The 22,567-nt window shown below is 63.5% G+C and carries 28 protein-coding genes; 1 reads left to right on the top strand and 27 read right to left on the bottom strand.

All coding sequences use genetic code 11. From position 1 onward, the window contains the following. Positions 1–2: 2 nt before the first annotated feature. The 24 genes from nuoK to LOM8899_RS09500 form a co-directional block, all read right to left on the bottom strand. Positions 3–308 (bottom strand): NADH-quinone oxidoreductase subunit NuoK, encoded by a 306-nt coding sequence (nuoK, locus tag LOM8899_RS09610; RefSeq protein ID WP_093991998.1) that lies wholly within the window; start codon positions 306–308, stop codon positions 3–5. Between the two features lie 81 nt (positions 309–389). After that, entirely contained in the window at positions 390–995 is a 606-nt protein-coding gene (locus LOM8899_RS09605) for an NADH-quinone oxidoreductase subunit J (protein ID WP_093991997.1), read from the bottom strand. Continuing rightward, the gene (locus LOM8899_RS09600) at positions 992–1,387 is read right to left on the bottom strand and encodes a carboxymuconolactone decarboxylase family protein (protein ID WP_093991996.1); all 396 of its coding nucleotides are present in this window, start codon (positions 1,385–1,387) and stop codon (positions 992–994) included. Before LOM8899_RS09600 ends, LOM8899_RS09605 begins: the two co-directional genes overlap by 4 nt. Positions 1,388–1,391: 4 nt before the next feature. Beyond that, a complete protein-coding gene (locus tag LOM8899_RS09595; RefSeq protein ID WP_093991995.1) occupies positions 1,392–1,673 on the bottom strand; it encodes a hypothetical protein in 282 nt (93 codons plus the stop codon). Continuing rightward, positions 1,670–2,164, bottom strand: coding sequence for an NADH-quinone oxidoreductase subunit NuoI (gene nuoI / locus LOM8899_RS09590; RefSeq protein WP_093991994.1), 495 nt, complete (start codon positions 2,162–2,164; stop codon positions 1,670–1,672). The genes LOM8899_RS09595 and nuoI overlap by 4 nt, the downstream gene beginning before the upstream one ends. A 1-nt stretch (position 2,165) precedes the next feature. Next, a complete protein-coding gene (nuoH, locus tag LOM8899_RS09585; protein ID WP_093991993.1) occupies positions 2,166–3,206 on the bottom strand; it encodes an NADH-quinone oxidoreductase subunit NuoH in 1,041 nt (346 codons plus the stop codon). A gap of 39 nt (positions 3,207–3,245) precedes the next feature. Further along, the gene (locus LOM8899_RS09580; protein WP_370739320.1) at positions 3,246–3,638 is read right to left on the bottom strand and encodes a YNQ4 family lipoprotein; all 393 of its coding nucleotides are present in this window, start codon (positions 3,636–3,638) and stop codon (positions 3,246–3,248) included. Between the two features lie 10 nt (positions 3,639–3,648). Next, positions 3,649–5,667 (bottom strand): NADH-quinone oxidoreductase subunit NuoG, encoded by a 2,019-nt coding sequence (gene nuoG, locus LOM8899_RS09575; protein ID WP_093991991.1) that lies wholly within the window; start codon positions 5,665–5,667, stop codon positions 3,649–3,651. A 174-nt stretch (positions 5,668–5,841) separates the two neighbouring features. Further along, complete coding sequence (locus LOM8899_RS09570; protein ID WP_093991990.1) at positions 5,842–6,255, bottom strand: DUF5333 domain-containing protein; 414 nt, start codon at positions 6,253–6,255, stop codon at positions 5,842–5,844. A gap of 155 nt (positions 6,256–6,410) precedes the next feature. Further along, positions 6,411–6,875: a DUF3291 domain-containing protein gene (locus tag LOM8899_RS09565; RefSeq protein WP_168770517.1), complete on the bottom strand. Its 465-nt coding sequence runs from the start codon at positions 6,873–6,875 to the stop codon at positions 6,411–6,413. 63 nt (positions 6,876–6,938) lie between these two features. Beyond that, a complete protein-coding gene (locus LOM8899_RS09560) occupies positions 6,939–7,298 on the bottom strand; it encodes a hypothetical protein (protein ID WP_093991988.1) in 360 nt (119 codons plus the stop codon). 47 nt (positions 7,299–7,345) lie between these two features. After that, complete coding sequence (locus LOM8899_RS09555) at positions 7,346–7,801, bottom strand: DUF3291 domain-containing protein (RefSeq protein ID WP_093991987.1); 456 nt, start codon at positions 7,799–7,801, stop codon at positions 7,346–7,348. After that, on the bottom strand, positions 7,798–7,968 hold the full coding sequence (locus LOM8899_RS23390) for a hypothetical protein (RefSeq protein WP_168770516.1): 171 nt from the start codon (positions 7,966–7,968) through the stop codon (positions 7,798–7,800). The genes LOM8899_RS09555 and LOM8899_RS23390 overlap by 4 nt, the downstream gene beginning before the upstream one ends. 127 nt (positions 7,969–8,095) lie before the next feature. Next, entirely contained in the window at positions 8,096–9,379 is a 1,284-nt protein-coding gene (nuoF, locus tag LOM8899_RS09550) for an NADH-quinone oxidoreductase subunit NuoF (protein ID WP_093992273.1), read from the bottom strand. Positions 9,380–9,438: 59 nt separating this feature from the next. Further along, positions 9,439–9,672 carry a DUF5337 domain-containing protein gene (locus LOM8899_RS09545; RefSeq protein WP_306456500.1) on the bottom strand — a complete coding sequence of 78 codons (234 nt, stop codon included), beginning with the start codon at positions 9,670–9,672 and terminating at the stop codon, positions 9,439–9,441. Positions 9,673–9,693: 21 nt separating this feature from the next. Continuing rightward, entirely contained in the window at positions 9,694–10,467 is a 774-nt protein-coding gene (locus LOM8899_RS23575; protein WP_211096180.1) for a helix-hairpin-helix domain-containing protein, read from the bottom strand. Between the two features lie 139 nt (positions 10,468–10,606). Beyond that, entirely contained in the window at positions 10,607–11,836 is a 1,230-nt protein-coding gene (locus LOM8899_RS09535; protein WP_093991985.1) for an NADH-quinone oxidoreductase subunit E, read from the bottom strand. Between the two features lie 121 nt (positions 11,837–11,957). Continuing rightward, positions 11,958–12,296, bottom strand: coding sequence for a hypothetical protein (locus LOM8899_RS09530; protein WP_093991984.1), 339 nt, complete (start codon positions 12,294–12,296; stop codon positions 11,958–11,960). A gap of 190 nt (positions 12,297–12,486) precedes the next feature. After that, positions 12,487–13,938, bottom strand: a complete 1,452-nt coding sequence (locus LOM8899_RS09525) for a hypothetical protein (protein ID WP_093991983.1) — start codon at positions 13,936–13,938, stop codon at positions 12,487–12,489. 199 nt (positions 13,939–14,137) lie between these two features. Then, on the bottom strand, positions 14,138–15,376 hold the full coding sequence (locus tag LOM8899_RS09520; protein ID WP_093991982.1) for an NADH-quinone oxidoreductase subunit D: 1,239 nt from the start codon (positions 15,374–15,376) through the stop codon (positions 14,138–14,140). Next, the gene (locus LOM8899_RS09515) at positions 15,373–16,269 is read right to left on the bottom strand and encodes a sulfotransferase (RefSeq protein WP_093991981.1); all 897 of its coding nucleotides are present in this window, start codon (positions 16,267–16,269) and stop codon (positions 15,373–15,375) included. The genes LOM8899_RS09520 and LOM8899_RS09515 overlap by 4 nt, the downstream gene beginning before the upstream one ends. Next, positions 16,262–17,161, bottom strand: a complete 900-nt coding sequence (locus LOM8899_RS09510) for a sulfotransferase (RefSeq protein ID WP_168770515.1) — start codon at positions 17,159–17,161, stop codon at positions 16,262–16,264. The genes LOM8899_RS09515 and LOM8899_RS09510 overlap by 8 nt, the downstream gene beginning before the upstream one ends. 5 nt (positions 17,162–17,166) lie before the next feature. Continuing rightward, complete coding sequence (locus LOM8899_RS09505) at positions 17,167–17,781, bottom strand: NADH-quinone oxidoreductase subunit C (protein ID WP_093991979.1); 615 nt, start codon at positions 17,779–17,781, stop codon at positions 17,167–17,169. Positions 17,782–17,790: 9 nt separating this feature from the next. Further along, positions 17,791–18,324 (bottom strand): NuoB/complex I 20 kDa subunit family protein, encoded by a 534-nt coding sequence (locus tag LOM8899_RS09500; protein WP_093991978.1) that lies wholly within the window; start codon positions 18,322–18,324, stop codon positions 17,791–17,793. Between the two features lie 237 nt (positions 18,325–18,561). Between LOM8899_RS09500 and LOM8899_RS09495 the strand changes: the two genes are divergently transcribed. Beyond that, positions 18,562–19,908: a GGDEF domain-containing protein gene (locus tag LOM8899_RS09495; RefSeq protein WP_168770514.1), complete on the top strand. Its 1,347-nt coding sequence runs from the start codon at positions 18,562–18,564 to the stop codon at positions 19,906–19,908. Between the two features lie 230 nt (positions 19,909–20,138). On the opposite strand, the gene LOM8899_RS09490 is transcribed toward LOM8899_RS09495, so the two are convergent. The 3 genes from LOM8899_RS09490 to LOM8899_RS09480 all read right to left on the bottom strand — a co-directional run bounded on the left by LOM8899_RS09490 (position 20,139) and on the right by LOM8899_RS09480 (position 22,483). Next, on the bottom strand, positions 20,139–20,504 hold the full coding sequence (locus LOM8899_RS09490) for an NADH-quinone oxidoreductase subunit A (protein ID WP_093991976.1): 366 nt from the start codon (positions 20,502–20,504) through the stop codon (positions 20,139–20,141). 171 nt (positions 20,505–20,675) lie between these two features. Then, entirely contained in the window at positions 20,676–21,134 is a 459-nt protein-coding gene (locus LOM8899_RS09485; RefSeq protein WP_168770513.1) for a thermonuclease family protein, read from the bottom strand. Positions 21,135–21,280: 146 nt separating this feature from the next. Continuing rightward, on the bottom strand, positions 21,281–22,483 hold the full coding sequence (locus tag LOM8899_RS09480; protein ID WP_093991974.1) for a DegT/DnrJ/EryC1/StrS family aminotransferase: 1,203 nt from the start codon (positions 22,481–22,483) through the stop codon (positions 21,281–21,283). Positions 22,484–22,567 lie beyond the last annotated feature (84 nt).

Genomic DNA, 22,567 nt, shown 5'->3' with positions numbered 1-22,567 from the left:
GATCAGCCCTTCATCACGTTGACGTCTTCAACGTCGATGGTCCCGCGGACGCGGAAGAAACAGACGAGGATGGCAAGCCCGATCGCGGCCTCGGCGGCGGCGACGGTCAGGATGAACAGGGTAAAGACCTGCCCCACCAGATCGCCCAGAAAGGACGAAAAGGCGACCATGTTGATGTTCACCGCCAAGAGCATCAATTCGATGCTCATCAGCATGATGATCACGTTCTTGCGGTTCAGAAACAGGCCAAAGACGCCGATGACGAATAGCGCCGCCGCGACGGTCAGGTAATGCTCAAGTCCGATCATTGCGGGCGTCCCTCTTTGTCCTTGTCGTCAGTGCGGCAGCGCCAAGCGCCACGGAAATCGCAACCCATCCCCACCATTCCATCACAAACCCTGCCCCGGCTTCACGTCTTTCAGTTCCATCGCCTTGGCCGGATCACGCATCATCTGGGCCACGATGTTCTGGCGCTTGATGTCGATCCGGTGGCGCAGGGTCAGAACGATCGCGCCGATCATGGCGACGAGCAGGATCAGACCGGCCAGCTGGAACAGCAGGATGTATTTGTCATAGAGCAGCAGGCCGAGGGCACCGGTGTTCGGGAAATCTCCGGTCGGGGCGGCGACACGGGCCTGCGCGGCCTCGTCGTAGCCCCAGACACCGAAGGCCAGCGCCAGTTGCATCAGGATGATGACCCCGATCAGCAGGCCCAGCGGCATGTATTTGGTCATCTCGGCCTTCAGCGAGGCGAAATCCACGTCGAGCATCATCACCACGAACAGGAACAGCACCGCGACGGCACCGACATAGACGATGATCAGCAGCATCGCCACGAACTCTGCCCCGAGAAGGACAAACAGGCCCGCCGAGGACAGGAACGCGAGGATCAGCCACAGAACCGAATGCACCGGATTGCGGCTCAGCACGGTCATCAGACCGCCCGTGATCGTCGTCACGGCAAAGGCATAGAAGGTGAAGGCAGCAACAGTCATTCGCTCATGTCCTTGTCCAGAACCTCGGTGGCGAGTTCCATCGCCTTGGTCATTGCGGGCACACCGCCGAACATGCCGGCCTGTGCGATAGTCTCGGCGACCTCTTGCGGGGTGGCGCCGGCCTCGACTGCATGGCGCACGGTCAGGCGGATCTGCGCCTCGGCCTGAGCGCCCAGCACGGTCAGCCCCATCAGGGTCAGCAACAGGCGCGTCTTGGCATCAAGCCCTTCCGGGTTCAACCCCTTGCCCATGAAGGCTTCCATCATATCCTTGGGCATGGTGGGCCACAGGGATTCGAAACCTTTGGGCGTGAAGGATTCCAGTGCCGGGTTGAGGGCCTTGGCCCAGTCCTGCCCGGCTTTCATCATCGCTTCGAAGGGGTTGTCGGTCATGTGACTATAGCTCCCTACACGGCTTGCGCGTCTCGAGGATCATCACTGCTCCGTCCGGCGTGGTGCCGGCCTGCTCCGTCCACCGGCCTGTCGCACGTCCGCTTTCACGGCGCTGCGCCGCGATCTCCTGGTCCGCCGGGGCAGACGCGAAATCGTCCGGGCATGCGTCGTCCAACGCCACCTTGATCGTCTTCTTCTCGAAAAAGCCGACAGACCAGGCGTATTGCGCAACCAACAACAAGGTGGTCGCGCCCAGAGCGAAATACATGAACAGATTGATGCTCATCGGTACGGAGCGTCCAGTTCCAGATTGCGGGCGATCTCGGCTTCCCAACGATCGCCGTTGGCCAGCAGCTTTTCCTTGTTGTAGTAGAGCTCTTCGCGGGTTTCGGTGCTGAATTCGAAATTCGGACCCTCGACGATGGCATCCACCGGGCAGGCTTCCTGACAAAAGCCGCAGTAGATGCACTTGGTCATGTCGATGTCGTAACGGGTGGTGCGGCGGCTGCCGTCGTCGCGAGGCTCGGCGTCGATGGTGATGGCCTGTGCGGGGCAGATCGCCTCGCAGAGCTTGCAGGCAATGCAACGCTCTTCGCCATTGGGATAGCGGCGCAGGGCATGTTCACCGCGGAAGCGGGGCGACAGCGGGCCCTTCTCGTGGGGGTAGTTCACCGTGGCCTTGGGGCGGAAGAAATACTTCATCCCCAGCTTGAATCCCTGAAAGAAATCCTGAAGCAGGAAATACTTGGCGGCGCGCGTATAGTCGATCTGCGTCATATCAGGCTCCGATTGCATAGCGGGCCCAGAACCCGCCAAGGATTTCGAATTTCGCAAGGAAAGACACCAGCACGACCCAGGCCAGCGACATCGGCAGGAACACTTTCCAGCCCAGACGCATCAGCTGGTCATAGCGGTAACGGGGCGTGATGGCCTTCACCATTGCGAACATGAAGAAGCACAGGCCCATCTTAAGGATCATCCACAAGACACCGTCCGGCAGTCCGGGGATCGGCGACAGCCAACCGCCGAGGAACATCAGGCTGACCAGGGCGCACATCAGGACCACGGCCATCAGCTCGCCGATCATGAACAGCAGGAACGGGGTCGAGGAATACTCGACCTGATAACCTGCGACCAACTCGGATTCCGCTTCGGGAAGGTCGAACGGCGGGCGGTTCGTCTCGGCGAGGGCGCTGATGAAGAACAGGAACAGCATCGGGAAATGGGGCAACCAGTACCAGCCGAGGATGCCGTAACCGGTATCCTGCGCGGCGACGATGGCGCCGAAATTCATCGAACCGGTCGAGATGATCACACCGATGATGATGAGACCGATCGAGACTTCGTAGGAAATCATCTGCGCGGCAGAGCGAAGCGACCCGAGGAACGGATATTTCGAGTTCGACGCCCATCCGCCCATGATCACGCCGTAGACCTCGAGCGAGGAGATCGCGAAGACATAGAGAATCGCCACGTTGATATCGGAGAGCACCCAACCTTCGTTGAACGGGATCACCGCCCAGGCGATGACGGCCATGACAAAGGAAATCATCGGGGCAAGGAAGAACACGCCCTTGTCAGCCCCGGCGGGGACCACCACTTCCTTGACGATATACTTGATGAAATCGGCAAAGGACTGAAGCAGACCGAATACGCCAACCACGTTCGGGCCCTTGCGCATCTGCACCGCGGCCCAGACCTTGCGGTCGGCATACATCAGGAAGGCAAGCGCCACCAGAAGTGGGATCAGAACCAATAGACACTGGCCAAGGACCATCAGCACAATGCCAAGGTTGGTGGTGGTAAAGAATTCAACCATTCGTCGTTCCTTTGGGCCCGTTCCTTTGAGCCCTGTTCCCTAGACCGTTGGTATGCCGGATAAGCCGCAGTCGGCCACCGTCACTTCGGCATCGATTGTTCGTTCTCCCGGAGGCAGGGCCGCCGAGATGGTGTAAACAGCATCCGCGCGCCAGTTTCCAGATGAAACCTCTACCAATGTGCGCACATGCCGGGCGAATCCGTAACCCCGGATCAATGCATACTGCGCTGCGGCGCATTCTGCATATTTCTCCACGTCCCGGGCCTGTGTCGCTCCCTCCATCGAGACGCGAAACCCGACGAGGTCTCCGTCCAGCAGGCGGGTTTCGATCGGGCCGTAGACCGGAGTTCCCGCGGCGACACCGACATCCGGCGTTTCACAAGCCGCAAGAGCCGAAACCGCCATCAGGCCGGATATCAAGCGCAAGGCCACGTCCCCTGCCCTACTCCGCCGCCATCGGGCTTTCGCGCCGCGCCTTCGCGCCGGCACTCAGCTCCGCCATCAACTGGCTGGCCCGCGCAATCGGGTTCGACAGATAGAAATCCTTCACCGGGCTGACGAACGCACCCTCGCCCAGCGCGCCGGCCTCGACCGGAGCGGCCTCGGACACCGCGATCTCGTCGATATCGCCCAGATGCGGATGCGCCTTGACCAGCGCCTGACGGAGCTGCGCGAGGCTGTCGTAGGGCAAGGTCGCGCCCAGCTCGGCACTCAGCGCACGCAGGATCGCCCAGTTTTCCTTGGCCTGACCGGGGGGGAAGCTGGCACGCTGGGCCAACTGAGGACGGCCCTCGGTGTTGACGAACAGGCCGTTCTCCTCGGTATAGGCAGCACTCGGCAGGATGATGTCGGCGCGGTGGGCGCCGCGATCACCGTGGCTGCCCTGATAGATGACAAACGGGCCGGCCGGCACGTCGCCCTCATCGGCGCCGAGGTTATAGACCACATCGGCCCCGTCCAGCGCAGCCATGACGCCGCCCTCGGTGACTGCGCCGATGTCCATTGCGCCGACGCGGGAGGCCGCGGTGTGCAAGACCAGCAGCTTGCCGCCGGACTTGTCGCAAATGCCCTGCACGGTGGCCAGAACGGCCGCGCCGTCCTCGGCCATCAGCGCACCTTGGCCAAGGATCACGACGCAGTTCTTGTCCTGCAACTCGGCCATGTCGAGCCCGGCCACATGGGCCAGCGCGGCACGGTCGGTGCCCATATGCTCGTATTCGTAGGTCAGATCGGCGGCTTCACCAACAACAGTGATATCGGCACCACGCGCCCACGCCTTGCGAATGCGGGCATTCAGCACCGGCGCTTCGAGACGGGGGTTGGTGCCGATCAGCAGGATCTTGTCGGCGGCATCGAGGTCTTCGATGGAGGCGGTGCCGACATAGGCGGCACGATTGCCGGCAGGGAGCTTTGCGCCATCGGTGCGGCACTCGACGTTGCCGCCCTGCCCTTCGATCAGGGCTTTGAGAGCATATGCCGCCTCGACGGGAGCCAGATCGCCCACCAGACCGGCAACCTTCTTGCCCTTCATGGCGGCTGCGGCCGCGGCCAACGCCTCCGGCCAGTCGGCTTTGCGCAGTTTGCCGTTCTCGCGGATATACGGCGTGTCCAGACGCTGACGACGCAGGCCGTCCCAGACGAAGCGGGTCTTGTCGGAGATCCACTCCTCGTTCACGCCGTCATGGTTGCGGGGCAGGAATCGCATGACCTCACGGCCCTTGGTATCGACACGGATGTTGGAGCCGAGGGCGTCCATCACATCGACCGACTCGGTCTTGGTCAGCTCCCAGGGACGGGCGGTAAAGGCGTAAGGCTTCGAGACGAGGGCACCGACGGGACACAGGTCGATGATATTGCCCTGAAGGTTCGAATCGAGGGTCTGACCGAGATAGCTGGTGATCTCGGCATCCTCACCGCGGCCGGTCTGGCCCATCTGGTGAATACCGGCGACCTCGGTGGTGAAGCGGACGCAGCGGGTGCAGGAGATGCAGCGGGTCATGTGGGTCTCGACCAAGGGGCCCAGATCCAGATCCTCGGTGGCACGCTTCGGCTCGCGGTAGCGGCTGAAATCGACGCCGTAGGCCATCGCCTGATCCTGCAGATCGCACTCGCCGCCCTGATCGCAGATCGGGCAATCGAGCGGGTGGTTGATCAGGAGGAACTCCATCACACCCTCGCGGGCCTTCTTGACCATCGGGCTGTTGGTCTTGACGACGGGCGGCTCGCCGTCCTTGCCGGGGCGAAGGTCCTTGACCTGCATCGCACAAGAGGCGGCAGGCTTCGGCGGACCGCCGACGACCTCGACAAGACACATGCGGCAGTTGCCAGCGATGGTCAGACGCTCGTGATAACAGAATCGGGGGACTTCGACCCCGGCTTGTTCGCAGGCTTGGATGAGGGTCATCGCCCCCGGAACCTGAACTTCGTTTCCGTCGATGATGATCGTGCGCAGATCGGACATGGGCAGGCCCTTTGTTCCCTTGCCGCCTTTCGCGGCCCCACGCTGGGGTGCGGCGGTCTCGTTCGTCTTCCTAACCGCACTCGTCCGTCTATGCCAGACGGTTGACACGCAAAACCGGCGGAAAAACTTCCTGCTCCGCCGGTTTTCTGATTTCAGAGGGTCAATCGCCCAACGTTAGCGCAGCAAGCGGCCGATCTGCGTGCCGGCAGCGATCTGGGCGCGGCCGACCTCGCAATAGGTCTCCCACTCCCCTTCGACGCCGCCAAGGGCGCGCAGACGGTCGCGGGCGATGGCCTCCAGACGGTCCTTTTCGGCATCGTTCTCGATATAGGAATCGATCTCGGCGCTGGTATAGCCAAGGCTTTGGGCATGGCTGCGCAGCTCGTAGAGGAAATTGATGCCCTGAATGATACGGGGCTCAAGACTGTCGCATTTACGTCCGATCTCATAGGCAATGGCGGTGTCGATCAGGCCATTGGTGATGCGGGCTTCGTTGTTGAGACCGGGCTTGGCGGCCGTGGCGCCGGCCACGATGACAAAACCGGTGATCAAGAGGAGCGAGTGGATCAGATTGCGTTTCAACGACATGGTATTTTACCTAACTTTATACGCCGGTTGTCCGGCTTATTGACTGCGCTTGCCCTTTTCATCTCGGTCAGCGGTGGGCGCTATTCAATATCACCTTGCGGATTAGCAATGCCTTGGGCGGATTCCTGCACGTTTCGTGCAGTGGCGTCGGCGTATCAGGCCCGGCTCAGGAATGCAGGGTGAAACGCCTCTGGACAGTCCCCCCTGCGCTGCCACAGGCGGAATCGGTCCATACCCTCCTGCACCGTCGGGCGATGCCCCTCGGGAACGAACCACAGCACAACGTGACTGCGGTCGTCAGGCTCGAACCACTCCGCGCCGCGGGCAAGGATTTTCGCGTGTAAGGTCTTGTGAACAAAGGCCATCAGGCTGGCGGCGTCGGTCCAGACCGACAGGGTCGAGGCGGTGCGGGGATTGTCCCCGAACGGGCCGGCGGCGTCGGTCTGGGCGGCGTCCATCTGCGATTCGTCGAGCATCCAGACAAAGCCGGGGCTGCGGCGGCCGATGGCGTTGACGGTCTCCAACGCCTCCCGAAACGGGGCGACTCGGGGGTCGTCCCAGTCGTATCTGAGAGTGCCAAAGTTCAGAACGGCCAGATGATGGCCCACCGGATGTTGCATCGCCGTCTCCGTTCCCCCGCGGGCCAGGAAATCCGCGCATGAAAGGAGCAAAGGCATAGGGCCTCACACCGGGCGGACGCAACCCTGCGCGAAATGCCATGTGCCGTCCTCAGTCCAATAGGTCGCCGCCGGCGGGGCCACGCCAAAGCCAAACCAGTTGCAATATGCGGCCAGAACCCGCTCCGCCAAGGCACGCTCCTCAAGGCCGAGGCCCAACTGCGTCGGGCGACGCACGTTCACCGGCGCATATTCGATAAAGCCACCGCGCGACAGAAACCCATAGCGGCGCACGTCAAACGGCTCCTCCTCGACCTCGATCTGATAAGGCACCGGCGCAAAAATCCCCGGCTTGCAGCCGCTCAACTGAAAGGCGAGCAAAAGCGCCACCAGGGTCAGGCGTTGAAAACTGCGGCGGGCAAACATCGCGGGGCTCCGGTCAAACGAACCCGGAAACCCTAGCGCAGAGGTGGTTAACGCTTTGATGAGGCGGGCAAAGTCGCCAAGGTAAAGACCGCCTCGGACGGGCCATGCGCGCGCAACTGCTCCACCCGGTCGCGGGCTTCCTCGATGCTGGGAATATGGCCCTCGGGCACCCACCACAGAGCATAATTCACAGAGCCGCCCCGCTCGAACCATTCGGCCCCCCGGCGCAAAAAGGCACCGTGGACGGTCTTGTAAACAAAGGCTTTGAACGCCTCCGGGCTCTCCCACACGGAGAACGACGCGATCATGGTCGGGGCCTCGGTGAACAGCGGCCAGCCGATGCGACGGCCCGCCACGTCCTCGTCGCCATGACGCCAGACAAAGCCCGCCGATCGTTCTGCAATCGCATTCACCCGGCCCGTATTGTCGACGAACTCTGCGACCAACGGGTCCCCGGTCGGCGCCAGCAGCGCCGCCCAGTTGAAATGAGCCAGATGGGTCACGCCACCGCCCCGCGCTCACGCCGCGTCCGGCGCAACCGCTTGAACGCCAGAATCAGATGCATGCCGGCAAACAGGAAATACCCCGCGCCAATCGCGGCGGTGACCATATCCTGCGTGATCGTCTCGGGCCAACGCCAGCCCGCATAGCTGAGGCCCAGAACCGCCAAAGTCGGCACCAGCGGCCAGAGCCAGCCCGGCAGTCCCTCCCTGTCGGCGGCATGTTAAAACCACAGCGACAAAGTCAGGCAGACCCAGGCGGCCACCATCAGAAGGATGCCGAGCGCCACGACGCCGCTACTCGGCGGCGATGGGGCCGCGCTTGTGCTTGATGCGGTCTTCGATCTCGTCGCGGAAGTTGCGAATCAAACCCTGGATCGGCCATGCGGCGGCATCGCCCAGAGCACAGATCGTGTGGCCCTCGACCTGCTTGGTCACGTCGAAGAGCATGTCGATCTCTTCGATCTCGGCCTCGCCTCTGACCAGACGGTCCATGACGCGCATCATCCAGCCGGTGCCTTCGCGGCACGGGGTGCACTGACCACAGGACTCGTGCTTGTAGAACTTGGACAAGCGCCAGATCGCCTTGATCATGTCGGTGCTCTGATCCATCACGATCACGGCGGCGGTGCCCAGACCGGACCGCTTCTCGCGGAGCCAGTCGAAATCCATGATCGCGCCGTCCATCTGCTCTGCGGTCAGGCACGGGACAGACGAACCACCGGGAATCACCGCCTTGAGGTTCTTCCAGCCGCCGCGAATGCCGCCGCAATGCTTGTCGATCAGCTCTTGGAACGAGATCGACATCTCTTCCTCGACGACGCAGGGGTTGTTCACATGGCCCGAGATCGCGAACAGCTTGGTGCCGGCGTTGTTGGGGCGGCCAAAGCTGGAGAACCACGAACCGCCGCGGCGCAGAATGGTCGGCACGACCGCAATCGATTCGACGTTGTTCACCGTGGTCGGACAGCCATAAAGACCGGCGCCCGCAGGGAACGGCGGCTTCATCCGGGGCATGCCCTTCTTGCCTTCGAGGCTTTCGAGCAAGGCAGTCTCTTCGCCGCAGATGTAAGCGCCTGCACCGTGGGTCAGGAAGATCTCGAAATCCCAGCCGGATCCGCAGGCGTTCTTGCCGACAAGACCCGCGTCATAGGCTTCGTCGATGGCGGCCTGAAGAGCCTCCTTCTCGCGGATATATTCGCCGCGGATATAGATATAGCAGGCATGGGCATTCATCGCGAAAGAGGCGATCAGGCAGCCTTCGATCAGAGTATGCGGATCATGGCGCATGATCTCGCGGTCCTTGCAGGTGCCGGGCTCGGATTCGTCGGCGTTGACGACAAGGTAGGCCGGGCGACCGTCGCTTTCCTTGGGCATGAAGGACCACTTCAGGCCAGTCGGGAAACCCGCCCCGCCCCGGCCACGCAGACCAGAGGCTTTCATCTCGTCCACGATCCAGTCACGGCCCTTGGCCAGAATGTCCTTGGTGCCATCCCAATGGCCACGCGCCTGCGCACCCTTCAGGGTGCGGTCATGCATGCCGTAGAGGTTGGTGAAAATCCGGTCCTGATCTTTCAGCATAGTCTGCCCTTCACGTCCGAGCGGCACCGCCCGGTTTGGTTTCGCCTGAATTGCGGCGGTTACGTCTGGTCCCGTCCTGCTTTACGCGCCTGATACGTCATCCACAATGACAGACCAAAGCCCGCAAGGGCGATGAGGTCAAAAAGCGCACGTATCCGGACGGGCCACTCCATCTGATTGCCCAAAAAGATGGCGGCAATCCAGAAAATCCCGGTGCCCGCCATCACGAGAGCGGCGCGACGGCCCGCCCTCGCCTGCTTCGTATCGGCCGCCATCTGCGGTTTCCTACTCACCGGCGGGCTCCTGATTTGCGGTCAATAGACACCACCGTCCCCGACCTTCTTGGAAAAATCGGTCTCGCCACCAGCGGCGAGGATCTTGGCCTGATCGACCCAGCCGTCGCGGCTGACACGGCCCTTGAAGCCCTTGAGGTTGTCGTCGACCCACGCCACTTCGGCGGCGGTCCAACTGGCCACCTGATCGAAATGATAAACGCCCATCTCGTTCAGCATGCCCTCCAGCTTGGGGCCGACACCCTTGATTTCCTTGAGATTGTCGGCACCACCCTCACGGGCCTCGGTCAGCAGGGTCGGCTTGGTGCCGGGGCTGTCGGTGGCAGGCGCAGCCGGTGCGGAGGCTGGGGCCGGTGCGGCAACGGGCTCCGCCACCGGGGCCACGGCGGCCACAGGCTCGGGGTCCGGCTCAGGTGCCGTCTTTGGGGCCGGCTCAGGTGCGGGTTCGGCTACGGGTTCGGGTTGCGGCGGGGCTGCAACCGCTGCCGGCGCTGCCGATGCGACCGCGGCCGATCCGGCACCCGCAGCCGCGGACGATGCAGAGCCACTGGCCGATCCGGGGGGCTTCGCCGCGTCGAGGTTGGCCTTGGCCTCCTCCGGGGTCGGCAACGGCGTGCACAGCACCATCATCAGAATGCCGCCCAGAACAGCCGCCAAAAGCGCCCCGGTAAAGATCGCACCGGGCCATGACATGCCGCCGAGCAGGACCAACAGGATCACCGCCAGCGCGCCCGCCAGCAACGCCATGGCCCAGCACGCCATGGTGCAGCGAAGTTTATCTGACTGATCAGGCATTCATACTCTCCCGTTATGACACACGTCGGCGCGACCGCCTCGCGGCACCCGCGCCCCCGGATAACATAGGGGAAATCCGGAAAAGGTCATAACAAAGACTGACGTCGCCCCCGACAGGTCGGGAGCGCGCAGGATCGGCTTACTCTTCGGCAAGGGCCTTCGCCTGCGACACCCAGTCGTCACGCTCGATACGGCCCTTGAATTTCAAGCGGCTATCGACCCAGGCGATCTCGGCGGGGCCCCACTTGGCGATCTGGTGAAAATGCCAAAAGCCCATCTCGTTGAGAACGCCTTCGAGTTTCGGACCGACGCCGGAGATCCGCTTGAGATCGTCCGCCGTGCCACCCTGGGGCGAATCAAGGCGCTCGGGCGCGGCTTCCGACACTTCGGCGCCGGACGGTGCCACGTCGGCGGCGGGGGTCGGCGCATCCGCCTCGGAAATCGACTCGTTCGGCACATTGCCGGTCACATCGGTGTCGGGCTTGGCAATCGACTGCTCGTCAGAGACGGGGGCCTTCGAAATCGGCTCCTCACCGGCGGGCAGCTTGGGCGCCGGGTCCGCCGCGGAGGCGGCCGGCTTCGTCCGGCTATGGGCAGGCTGCGGGGGCGTGCGGTCCGCCTCGGCGGCCGGAGCATTCGGAGCTCCGGGGGTGCGACCGGAGTTCGCGACCCAAGGCGCCAGAAGCGGCACTTCGGTGCCGTCGATGCGCTTGACGGTATCGCCGATATCGGTGGCGAGCGCGACGCTGGCGTTCTGCGGCAGGCTGCTGTCCTTGTGCTCGGTCAGACTCGTCAAACCGGATTTCGGCTCCGCGGCAAAGCGGCCATTCTGCGGGCCGGGGGTCGGCACGCGACCGGCGGCAAGCTCGTCGAGGATATGAGCAAGGCTCTCGACGGTCAGATCCTCGTAGTAATCCTTGCCGATCTGGGCCATGGGCGCATTGGCGCAAGAGCCGAGGCATTCGACCTCTTCCCAAGAGAACTTGCCATCTGCGGAAAGATCGTGGGCGTTGGGGGCGATACGCTCCTTGCACAGGCCCACCAGATCCTCGGCACCGCAGATCATGCAGGACAAGGTGCCGCAAATCTGGACGTGGGCGACAGAGCCGACAGGCTGAAGCTGGAACATGAAGTAGAACGTGGCGACTTCGAGGGCGCGGATATAGGCCATATCCAGCATCGAGGCGACATGCTCGATGGCCGGACGGCTCAACCAGCCCTCCTGTTCCTGCGCACGCCAAAGCAGCGGAATGATCGCGCTGGCCTGACGACCCTCGGGATACTTCAGGATTTGGGCCTCGGCCCACGCCTGATTGGCAGGGGTAAAGGCAAAGCTCTCGGGCTGGTCAGGGTGCAGTCTGCGTAGCATTACATCATTCCGAATGTCATGGCGCCGCCGGTCGCAGCGGTCAGGATAAGCATAGGCACGGTATGGAATCCCAAGCCGCCAAAGACAAGGACTGCCGCGACGATTCCGTTCAGATCAACCATTATGCCGTGCACTGATCGGTCAAAACCCGCAGCGCACCGCTACCGGCCACCTCGACACGACCCGCTTCGGCGAGGCGCGGGGTGATCTCGGCCAGCTCGGCCTGCGTCAGGTTGGCCTGAAGCAGAACCGTTGCCACGTTGTCCGAGGTCAGCTCACAACCCTGCGCTTCGATGGCGGCCACGAGGCGCACTTCGGCGGGGGGCGGCGGCGGTGGCGGCGGGGCGATCGCCTCGGGCGCCGTCGAGGTCAGGGGAACACAGGCGCTGGCCACGGCAAGAGCCACTGTCAGTCCAGACAGACGCAGGGCGGAGGCGGGACGGAAAAGACCAGGTATCACGGGGCAAGCTCCTCTTGAATGACGGTGCAACACAGGATGCGGGCATCTGCCCTCATGAATACCACGCTCAGCGGCAGGCACCAGAGGGACTGCCACGCATCCATGCGGGACATCGGAGCGCAGCCCGCCCGAAGGCACCCAATGGCCCCCCGGTGCCGGGCACGGTCAGGCACCGGACGGGGCGGTCCAACTAGGGGCGATAGCTCTCGCAATACATCTCGCTGAGGACCAGATCGTCGCCCTCGCCCACCGCGAGGCCCAGATTGATCAGGGTCTGGGCCATCTCCTGCAACTGCAGCAAGGTCGCCCCGGTCTCCTCGGTAAAGCTGGCAGCGGTTTCGGCGGTCATACGGCAGCCGCCTGAATGAACCGCGGCGACAAAGCTCTCCAGCGTGACGCGGCTCGGGGCGACCACCTGAGCCTGCACCGGGGCGTCCGCGGCCGTTTCCGCGGTCTGCGACGGCGAAACCGGGGCGGCGGCGCACAATTCCGGCGACAGGACCAGGGCACGATCCACGACGCTGGCTTGCCCGGTGTCCATCAGATGATCGGCCAGATCGTCCATATCCTGCATGGTCAGACCGATTTCGGCCATCCGGGCGCTGGCCTGTTCCTGGGTCATCGCACAATCATTGGCGCGAATCGCGGCGACAAAGCGATCCAGCGGCGTGGCCTCGGGCGACGGATCCGATGCCGGCACGCTGTCGCAGACCGCACGGTCGAGGATAAAGACACCGCCCATCATCATCGCCTGACCTGATCCGATGAGCACCTCGGCAACGGTCTCGGCCTCGTTCTCGGTCAGCGCATAGCGGGCCATGACGGCCTCGAACTCGTCTTCGGTGATGGAACAGCCCGCGTCAGACATCATCTGGACAAAGCGGTCCCGCGCGGACGCGGGGCGCGATTGAGCCAGCGCCTCGATTTCCTCCGGGGGGGCGCCCAGCGCCGTCGCGCAGAACACCGGATCACCGATCAGGCGATCCCCTGCCCAGCTTGCCTGCCCTGACGCGATCAACGCCTCGGCGGCGTTTTCGGCCATATCCATCGAGACGCCGAGGCCCGGCAGGATCGACGCGGCCTCGGCCTCGGTCAGCTGACAGCCGTTCTCGACCAGAACCTGCACCAGCACGGCACCCGGATCAAAGGGCTCGGCATCGGGCAACGGGGCCAGCGCCGCCCCGGCGCATATGTCGGACGACAGGGAAAACGTCTCGCCGTTGGCCAAGGCGCCGTGACCACGGGCGATCAGGGCGTCGACGAAACCGGTGGTGTTGGTCCGGTTCAGCCCGAACACCGCGAGGTTCTCCTCCGCGACGGATTCTGTCATCACGCAGCCATGCAGGCGGATCGCGGCGGTCAGCACCTCTTCGCCCGGAGCGTTCGGAATGCCGCACAACGCCGGGGACAGGGCAAAGCCGCCATCGGCGGTCAATTCGACAAAGCCAAGGCTCAGCATCTCGTTCAGCGCGGCCTGCACGTCCGACGGGGCGATCCGATCAAAGGCCAACAGGCCGTCCATCGTGGTCGAACAGCCCGCCTCGCGGAGAAAATCCGCCATGATCACGCGGTTCGGGCGGTCCTGCGCCTGCACCGCACCGGCTGCCGACACTGCCGCCAAAAGTGCAAAAAACCTTTTCATCTCAATTGCCTTTCGTCATCCCAATACTCTCTGCGCCGGATAATTTACGGCGCGCAGAGGCATCGTGCCCCAGAGAAGGGCGATGGCGCTACGAAAAAATGGGATGGGTCAGGTCAAAGTCGCGGCAGGGCGCGATGAAGGCCATGGGCCGGTGGAACACCGCCCCCGATCCGGGGCGGCGTCCTCTCGATCAACGAAATCAGCGGTCCACTTCGCCGAACACGATATCCATCGTGCCGATGATCGCGGCCACATCGGCCAGCTGGTGACCAGAGGCGACAAAGTCCATCGCCTGCAAATGCAGATAGCCGGGGGCGCGGAGCTTGGCGCGATAAGGCTTGTTGGTGCCATCGGCCACGAGGAATACACCGAACTCGCCCTTCGGGGCTTCGACGGCGGCATAGACCTCCCCGGCGGGGACGTGGAAACCTTCGGTATAGAGCTTGAAGTGATGGATCAGGGCTTCCATCGAGGTCTTCATTTCGCCACGGGTCGGCGGGGTCATCTTGCCTCGGGCCATGACATCGCCCTTCTCGTGGCGGAGCTTCTCACAGGCCTGACGGATGATGTGAACCGACTGGCGCATCTCCTCCATGCGGACGAGATAGCGGTCGTAGCAGTCGCCGTTCTTGCCGACGGGGATCTGGAACTCGAACTCGTCATAGCACTCATAGGGCTGCGCACGACGCAAATCCCACGCAAGGCCGGAGCCGCGGACCATCACGCCGGAAAAGCCCCAGTCCTGAATGTCCTGCTCGGTGATCACACCGATATCGCAGTTGCGCTGCTTGAAGATACGGTTCTCGGTGAGCAGACCGTCGAGATCGGCAAGCAATTCGAGGAACGGGGTCGTCCAAGCGTCGATATCCTCGATCAGCTGATCGGGCAGATCCTGATGAACGCCACCGGGGCGGAAATAGGCGGCGTGCAGGCGGGCGCCACAGGCACGCTCGTAGAACACCATCAGCTTCTCACGCTCTTCAAAGCCCCAGACTGGGGGCGTCAGAGCGCCAACGTCCATGGCTTGAGTGGTGACGTTGAGAAGGTGGTTCAGCACCCGGCCGATCTCGGAATACAAGACCCGGATCAGACTGGCGCGGCGCGGGACCGGCGTGTTGGTCAGCTTTTCGATGGCCAGGCACCAGGCATGTTCCTGGTTCATCGGAGCGACGTAGTCGAGACGGTCGAAATACGGCAGGTTCTGCAGATAGGTGCGGGATTCCATCAGCTTTTCGGTGCCGCGATGCAGCAGGCCGATATGCGGGTCGCAGCGTTCCACGATCTCGCCGTCCAGCTCCAGCACAAGGCGCAGCACACCGTGGGCCGCAGGGTGCTGCGGGCCGAAATTGATGTTGAAATTGCGGATCTTCTGCTCGCCCGTGACGGCGTCGACAGAGCCGTCATCATAGGTGTTCGTCCGAATATCGCCGTCCATCATGCGAATCCCCTCGCCAGATTATGCTGCCAGTTGTCCGGCAGCGGGCCCAACTCCTGAGCCGCCCAATCGTATTGCCGCTTTAGAAACCGTATTGCCTGCGGTTTCAATTCTTCTTTCATCCGTGCCTTGGGGCCCTCATGGGCCCTGTCGGCGCCATCGACCTCGGTGACACCAAGATCTAGATACTTGCACATATCGGTCCAGCCGTCCGGCGTAAACAATCGCTCGCAAAATTCCACGCGCAATTGATTCTTCGGGATCACCCTGCGCAATCGGGTGGCAGTCGCCTCATAGTCGCCGCGGTCCAGTATATGGGTCTCGTGACCCTTGTTGAGGATTCGCCACAAGGTGCCGTTGGACTTCTGTTCATGGGTCTCGTGAGGCTGGCGCTGGCGGTGGGCCTGCATCCGGACGTGGCTCCACAGCCGGTCGAGCGGGTCGCGAATCAGATAGACCCACTTCGCCTCGGGGCAGCGGGCCACCATCCGGGCCAGCACGTCCTCGGACAAGAGGGCGTAGTTCGGGGTCATATCGGCCACCAGCCGGGGGGCGGCGGCGTCGGTCAGCCACTCCAGATAGGCGGCGTCGCCGGTGCGGTCGCCTAAGAGCACGTCGATCAGGCCGGACATGTCGCGCAGGCGGCGCTGCATGTTCTTGACCTGCCAGCCGCGGCCCTCGGCCTGCGCCTCGGCCTTGGTCGCCATGAAACTGTCGAACCGACCCTGCAACGCCTCGATCTGCTTGGTGCGGATGGCCGGATCGAAGGTGTCCCAGTAATGCAGCTCCTTGACCGATTTCAGTGCGCAGTCGGGGTGCTCGTGCAAGGCGCGATAGAGCCATGACGTGCCGGCCTTGGTCGCACCGACGCAAAACAGGATCGGCTGCTCAGGCATCGACGAGGCCCGAGGTGCTGCGCCACTTGGCCGGAACGCGGTCGCCAAAGCGGGCGCGAATGGCGGCATAGGTCGGGGCGAGCAGCGCCATCAGATCGCGGTCCACCTGCGGCGGAACGTCGAACGATGCGCCCTTCGAGGCAAAGACCTTGCGCCCGGTCCAGCCCTTGCGGCTGGCCGCGCCGAGAAAGTCGGTCAAACGGTCCAGTTCGGATTGCTGGAACAGGGTCTCGTAAAAGAAGCAGGCCACCTGCTCGGGGGCGACGGCCTGATTGAGCGCATCGAGCACGAGGTCGTAGCGCGAGCGGAGGACCAGATCGGACTCGGCGCCCTCGGTCACCGCTTCGGTCAGCATCTGCACGGGGTCCCTGCCCGCGCGTTCCGCGGTCTGGCGCAGACGGGACAGGACGCGCGACACCGGGTCGCGCATGATCAAGACGAAACGGACGTTGCTGGCCATTGCGGCCATCTCGGCAAAGGTCTCGGCGCCGAGCCGGGCGTATTGCGGGTTCACCTCGCCCAGAGCGGGCTGGCCCTTGTAATGCTCGAACAGCAGATCGGCGTAGCCGGTATGCGCGCCGGTGTCGGCACCTCTGGCGACATCCCGGACCGCACGTTGATTGGCATGACGGCGCTTGATCAGGGGCGGCAGCAACGGACGGAGCAGGCGCGGCACCTTCTCCTGCTCGGCCAAGGCACCGGGCAGGCGGGTGTTCACGTCAAACGGCGGACGGACGGTGTTCCAGTAATCAGCCTCTTTCCACGCGGTCACGTGGATGCCGGGATGGCCAAGGAAATAGTCGTGCAGCCACGACGTCCCCGATTTCTGCGCACCGATCACATAGAACAGGCAGTCCGGCTTGGCGAAACGGGGGTCGACGGCAGCAGGCAAGGCGCTCAGCCCTTGGCCTCTCCGTCGGCCTTCTCATCGCCGGGCATGATGTATTTGGCGCCTTCCCACGGGCTCATGAAATCGAACTGGCGATATTCCTGCACCAGATTGACCGGCTCATAGACGACGCGCTTTTGCACCTCGTCGTAGCGCACTTCGGTATAGCCGGTGGTCGGGAAATCCTTGCGCAGCGGATAGCCGCGGAAACCATAGTCGGTCAGGATGCGGCGCAGATCCGGGTGGCCCGAGAACAGGATGCCGAACATGTCGAACACCTCGCGCTCGAACCAGTTGGCGCTGGGATGAACGCTGATGATCGAGGGCAGCATATCCTCTTCGCGGATTTGCACGCGCAGACGGATACGGTGGTTCTGATACATGCTCAGGAAGTGATAGATCACGTCAAATCGCTTGGCGCGGCCCGGATAATCGACCGCCGTGATATCCACCAGCGACGAGAAACGGCAGGCGGCATCGTTCTTGAGGAATTCGACAAAGCCCACGATGTTGGACGCAGCGACCGTCACGGTCAGCTCGTCATGGGCGACCTCCCAAGAGACGACGCAATCGGTGCGCTTCGTCTCCAGATGAGTGCCAAGTTCTCTGAGTGCCTCGGTCATATCAGGCCCCTATCTTACAATCGTGCCGGTGCGGCGCATTTTGCGCTGCAACTGAAGAATACCGTATAGCAGCGCCTCTGCCGTGGGCGGGCAGCCGGGGACGTAGACATCAACGGGCACGATACGGTCACAACCACGGACGACAGAATAGCTGTAGTGGTAGTAGCCGCCGCCATTGGCGCAAGAGCCCATGCTGATCACATAGCGCGGCTCCGGCATCTGGTCGTAGACCTTGCGCAGCGCCGGGGCCATCTTGTTGGTCAGAGTGCCGGCCACGATCATCAGGTCGGACTGGCGGGGGCTGGCGCGGGGGGCCGTGCCAAACCGCTCGAGGTCGTAACGGGGCATCGAGGTGTGCATCATCTCGACGGCGCAGCAGGCCAGACCAAACGTCATCCAGTGCAGGCTGCCGGTGCGGGCCCAGTTGATGATGTCCGCGGTCGAGGTCACAAGGAAACCCTTGTCCTGCAGTTCGCGGTTCAACTCCTGGGTGGCGACCTCACGGTCGGCGCCTGCGTCATTCAGTCCCGTAGCGATGCCCATAGGATGGCTCTCCTGCGTCCGATCGAGCGCCAGACAGGGTCCGGCGTATGTATCGCCTCTCGGAGTATGTCGCACACCCCAAAAGGTCAAGGCGACACAACGGTCAAAGCACGCATCCAAGGCGCATTTCCGGCGACGGCCAAGGACAGGCGGCAACTCGTTAACAGCTCCTTAATCATATCGTCCTACTCCGTTTGCGAGAATGATGACACAGACTGGCGCGCGCGAGGCTGCACTATGAACCTGCCCAAAAGGCTCTTCTGGACGACCTTCGGAACCGGCGCGATCGCCGTCGTGACAATCGTATCGCTTCTGGTGTGGATCACCTCGATGACGGACGAACTCGCCCGGATCGAGGCGCAAAGGCTGGTTGAGACGACGATCGAGATCAGGACAGAGCAGAACGCGCTGGTCACGGAGGATTACGGGCAATGGACCGCCGCCTGGGAATGGTATCGGGACGGCGACGACGAGGCGCTCTACGAAAATCTCGGCAGCGGCGCCGGGGATGCGGAAACCTTTGATTTCCTGTATTTCCTCGCGGCCGACGGGCGGCCCACCCATGCCTATGCCACAGACACTTACGAATCCGATCTCGGCCTCTATGACGCCTCGGTCGGTGCCGCCGCGCTCCAGGCGTTCGGTATGCCCCGGCTCATTCCCTACCATATGACGAGCGGGCTCGTCGACGCCGACGGGCGGATCGCGATGATCGCCGTCGGGCGGATACAGCCGGACAATATCGACGGGCTGACCAGCAACGACATGCCGATCATCATCGGCGGCAAATGGCTGCGGCCCGACGCCATCGGCAGCGCCCTGATGATCGACGGGATGGACCTGCAGCCGATCTCCGAGACGGCCGCCGAGGATAGCGCGGGTCTGCTTCTTACCTCGATCAACGACGTCCCGTTGGCGCGGCTGACCTGGCCCGCGCCGCGACCCGGACGCGCCCTGCTGCGACACGTCGCACCGGCGGTCGGACTGTTGGTGCTGCTGATCGTCATCGTAAGCTGGACCATCGGGCGAATCTCGTCCCAGCGAACCGAGGCGTTCATGCGCGAAAAGGTCAGCGCCCGGACCGATCCGGTCACCGGGCTGCTCAACCGCACCGGGCTTCTCGAAGAGACCGAAAGCGAGAACGTGCAGGAGTCCTTCGCCGAAGGCCGGATTGCGCTGATCTACATCGACCTCAACGGGCTCAAGCAGTTGAACGACGGGCACGGGCACCGGGTGGGCGACGCCGCCATCAAGGCCACGGCACAGCGTTTGCGTGCGGCGGTCCGCAAGAGCGACCGGGTCGCCCGGATGGGCGGCGACGAATTCGTCTGCCTGATTCTCGACGACTCCCCGCAAATCGCCGCCAAACACGTGGCCGAGCGGATCGCCCTGCTCACCACCCCTGACTTCACCTATGAAAAGCAGAGCTACAAGGCGCGGGTCGCCATCGGCATCGCCTTTTCAAGTCAGGCAAAGAACTGGGACACGCTGCTCAGCAACGCCGACGAGGCGATGTATCAGGCCAAGCGGGGCAATCTGTCGAATCCGGTGGTGTTCAAGAGCAGCATCGCGCTGGCCATCTAGCGCCACCCCGAGGCGGTGCCGCCGGGTAGGACAGCGCGGCAGGCGCCGCCATTTCGCAGGCGCCGTCATTTCGCAGGTCACGTCATTTCGCAGGTCACGCAACCCGATGACATCCGCTATCGCGAAAGGCTTCGGCCCGGCAACACGCCGCGCCGCCATCGGCCAGATCGCGTCAGAGATTGAAATCGGTCAGAAGGACAGGTCCGGACGGACCGGGCGCGAAAGCGGGATCACTCCCACTCGAGCGCGCCCTTTTTCCATTCGTAGGCAAAGCCGATGGTCAGCACGCCGAGGAACACCATCATCGACCAGAAGCCCACCATGCTCACATCCTGAAACGCGACGGCCCAAGGGAACAGGAACGCCACCTCGAGATCAAAGATGATGAACAGGATCGAGACGAGGTAGAAGCGGACGTCGAATTTCATCCGGGCATCGTCAAAGGCGTTGAACCCGCACTCGTAGGCGCTGACCTTCTCGGGATCGGGGTTGCGAACCGCCACCACGACAGCGGCCAGAATCAGGATCGCACCGAGAGCGATCGCAAGGCCCAGAAACACGATGATCGGCAGGTAGTTTCTCAAAAGGTCTTCCACGGGGGACGGTCCTTTGCTGTGCGGGCCTGGCCCCTCGGGGCGCGGCCGGAATAACGGCTGACTTCTCACTTACCCGGCGACCCCGGCGGGGTCAACCAAAGGCGGGTGCTTCACGGCGCAAAAACCACCGGTCTCCACCGCAGTGCACAGACAGGGATCACAGCCGCGACATCAGGCCGCGCACCACCCTGCCCGCTGGCCGCCGGCATAGGGGCGCGCATGGCCCGCCTCGATCATCAACTGGCGCAGGGGCTGCCCATCCAGTTCCATGGCGACGAGCAGCCGGCCATAGCGATCCGTCCCCTCGCGGACCATTCGCACTTCGCTCGCCCCCCAAATCGCCTGCCGCAGATACCATTTGGCCGCCAACGCCGCGGCATATTCCGACGGGCATTCGGGGCTGAACAATTCGGGCGTATCGAATCCGGTCAACCGGGCCGGGCCGCCCTCGCCGTTCGGACACCACAGGCGAACCGTGTCGCCATCGGTGATCGAGGTCACGCGACATGTGCTCGCCTCGGCCTGCACCGGCCGGACCAGCGTCAGCGCCAGATCCGAGCCGCCGGGCAGCACCACCAGCCCGAGAAGCCCTATCAGGACGACCGCCTTGAGCTTGGTCTCGATCCGCATCCCCCGCCCCCGTTTTCGCCAAAACGACAGGGACCGCTTTCGCGGGCGACGGCGCGACGGCGCCGTGTCATGCACGAGTCTCAAATGGGATCTGGCCATGCACACTCTCCTAGGCCAATACCTAGGCAAGTTTATGGCAACGCGCGCTAAATCGCCGCCTCGGATTGCCAGACGGCCGCCACTTCGGCGCGAATAATCCGGGCAATCTGGGCACAATCATCAAGCGAGAAGGTCAGTGGCAACCGCATGTCGACAAGCCCGGCAAGCACCGCATCGGTGCGCGGCAACGGCGACGCCGGCGCATAGCGCCAGCTGTCGTAGCGCGAGGTAAAGCCCACCGGCTCCGGCGCACCGAACCATTTCAGCTCAACCCCCCGGTCGAGGCAGCGGGACAATACGGCGCGAACGGCCTGCGGCTCCCATCCCGGCAGCAGGAATTGGAACGACGAGGCGACGAAGCCCTCCTTAGCCGGGCGCTGGATCAGCGACAGCCCCGCCAGATCGCGCAGCCCCGCCTCGACGACGCGGTAGCGGGCGTTCCAGCGGGCGGCCTGCTCGGGCAAGGCGCGCAATTGCGGGCGCAGAATCGCCGCGCGCAGGTTGTCCATCCGGCCCGAAATGTTCGGGGTCTCATATTTCACCGCCTCAAAGGCCTCTGGGGGCGGCCCGGCGCGGTGACGATCATAGAGCATATAGCTGCCCGACAGCACGATCGCGCGGGCCATCCCCTCGGCATCATCGGAAATCAGCAGGCCACCCTCGCCCGAATTCACATGCTTGTAGGTCTGGGTCGAGAAACAGCCAAAGCGGCCAAAGCGCCCGCTCTGCACGCCGCCCCAATGGGCGCCCATCGTGTGGGCGCAATCCTCGATCACGGTCACGCCGTGGGCATCGCACAGCGCCATCAGCGCCTCCATATCGCAGATATGCCCGCGCATATGGCTCAAGAGCAGCACCTTCGCCTGCCCGATTTTGGCCGCCAGATCCTCCAGATCAATGGTCAGGGCCTCGGTGGCCTCGACAAACACCGGAACAGCGCCCACGGCGGCAATCGCGCCCGGCACCGGGGCCAGCGTGAAGGCGTTCGACAGCACCCGGTCGCCGGGGCCGACGCCACTGGCGCGCAAGGCGGTGGTCATCGCCACCCCGCCGCTGGCCACGGCAAGGCAATAGCTGGCCCCGGTCAGGGCCGCGAATTCCTCTTCCAGAAGCGCCGCTTCCGCGATCTCGCCGGGGGCGGTGTTATAGCGGTGCAGCCGGCCATTGCGCATCACGGCAAGGGCGGCCGCGATCCCGTCCTCCGGGATCGGCTCCTGCTGGGTGAAACTGCCTTCAAAGCGTTCGGTCATGGGGCGCAGAATGGGGGGCCGCGCGGCCGGCGTCAATGAAGCGCTGCCGTGACCGGGACAAACACAGGCTCCGCACGCCGGCCC

This window comes from Flavimaricola marinus (assembly GCF_900184895.1).
GTDB classification, from domain to species: Bacteria; Pseudomonadota; Alphaproteobacteria; order Rhodobacterales; family Rhodobacteraceae; genus Flavimaricola; species Flavimaricola marinus.
The sequence above is the reverse complement of the archived record's forward strand: the minus strand, read 5'-3'. Positions and strand labels throughout refer to the sequence as shown.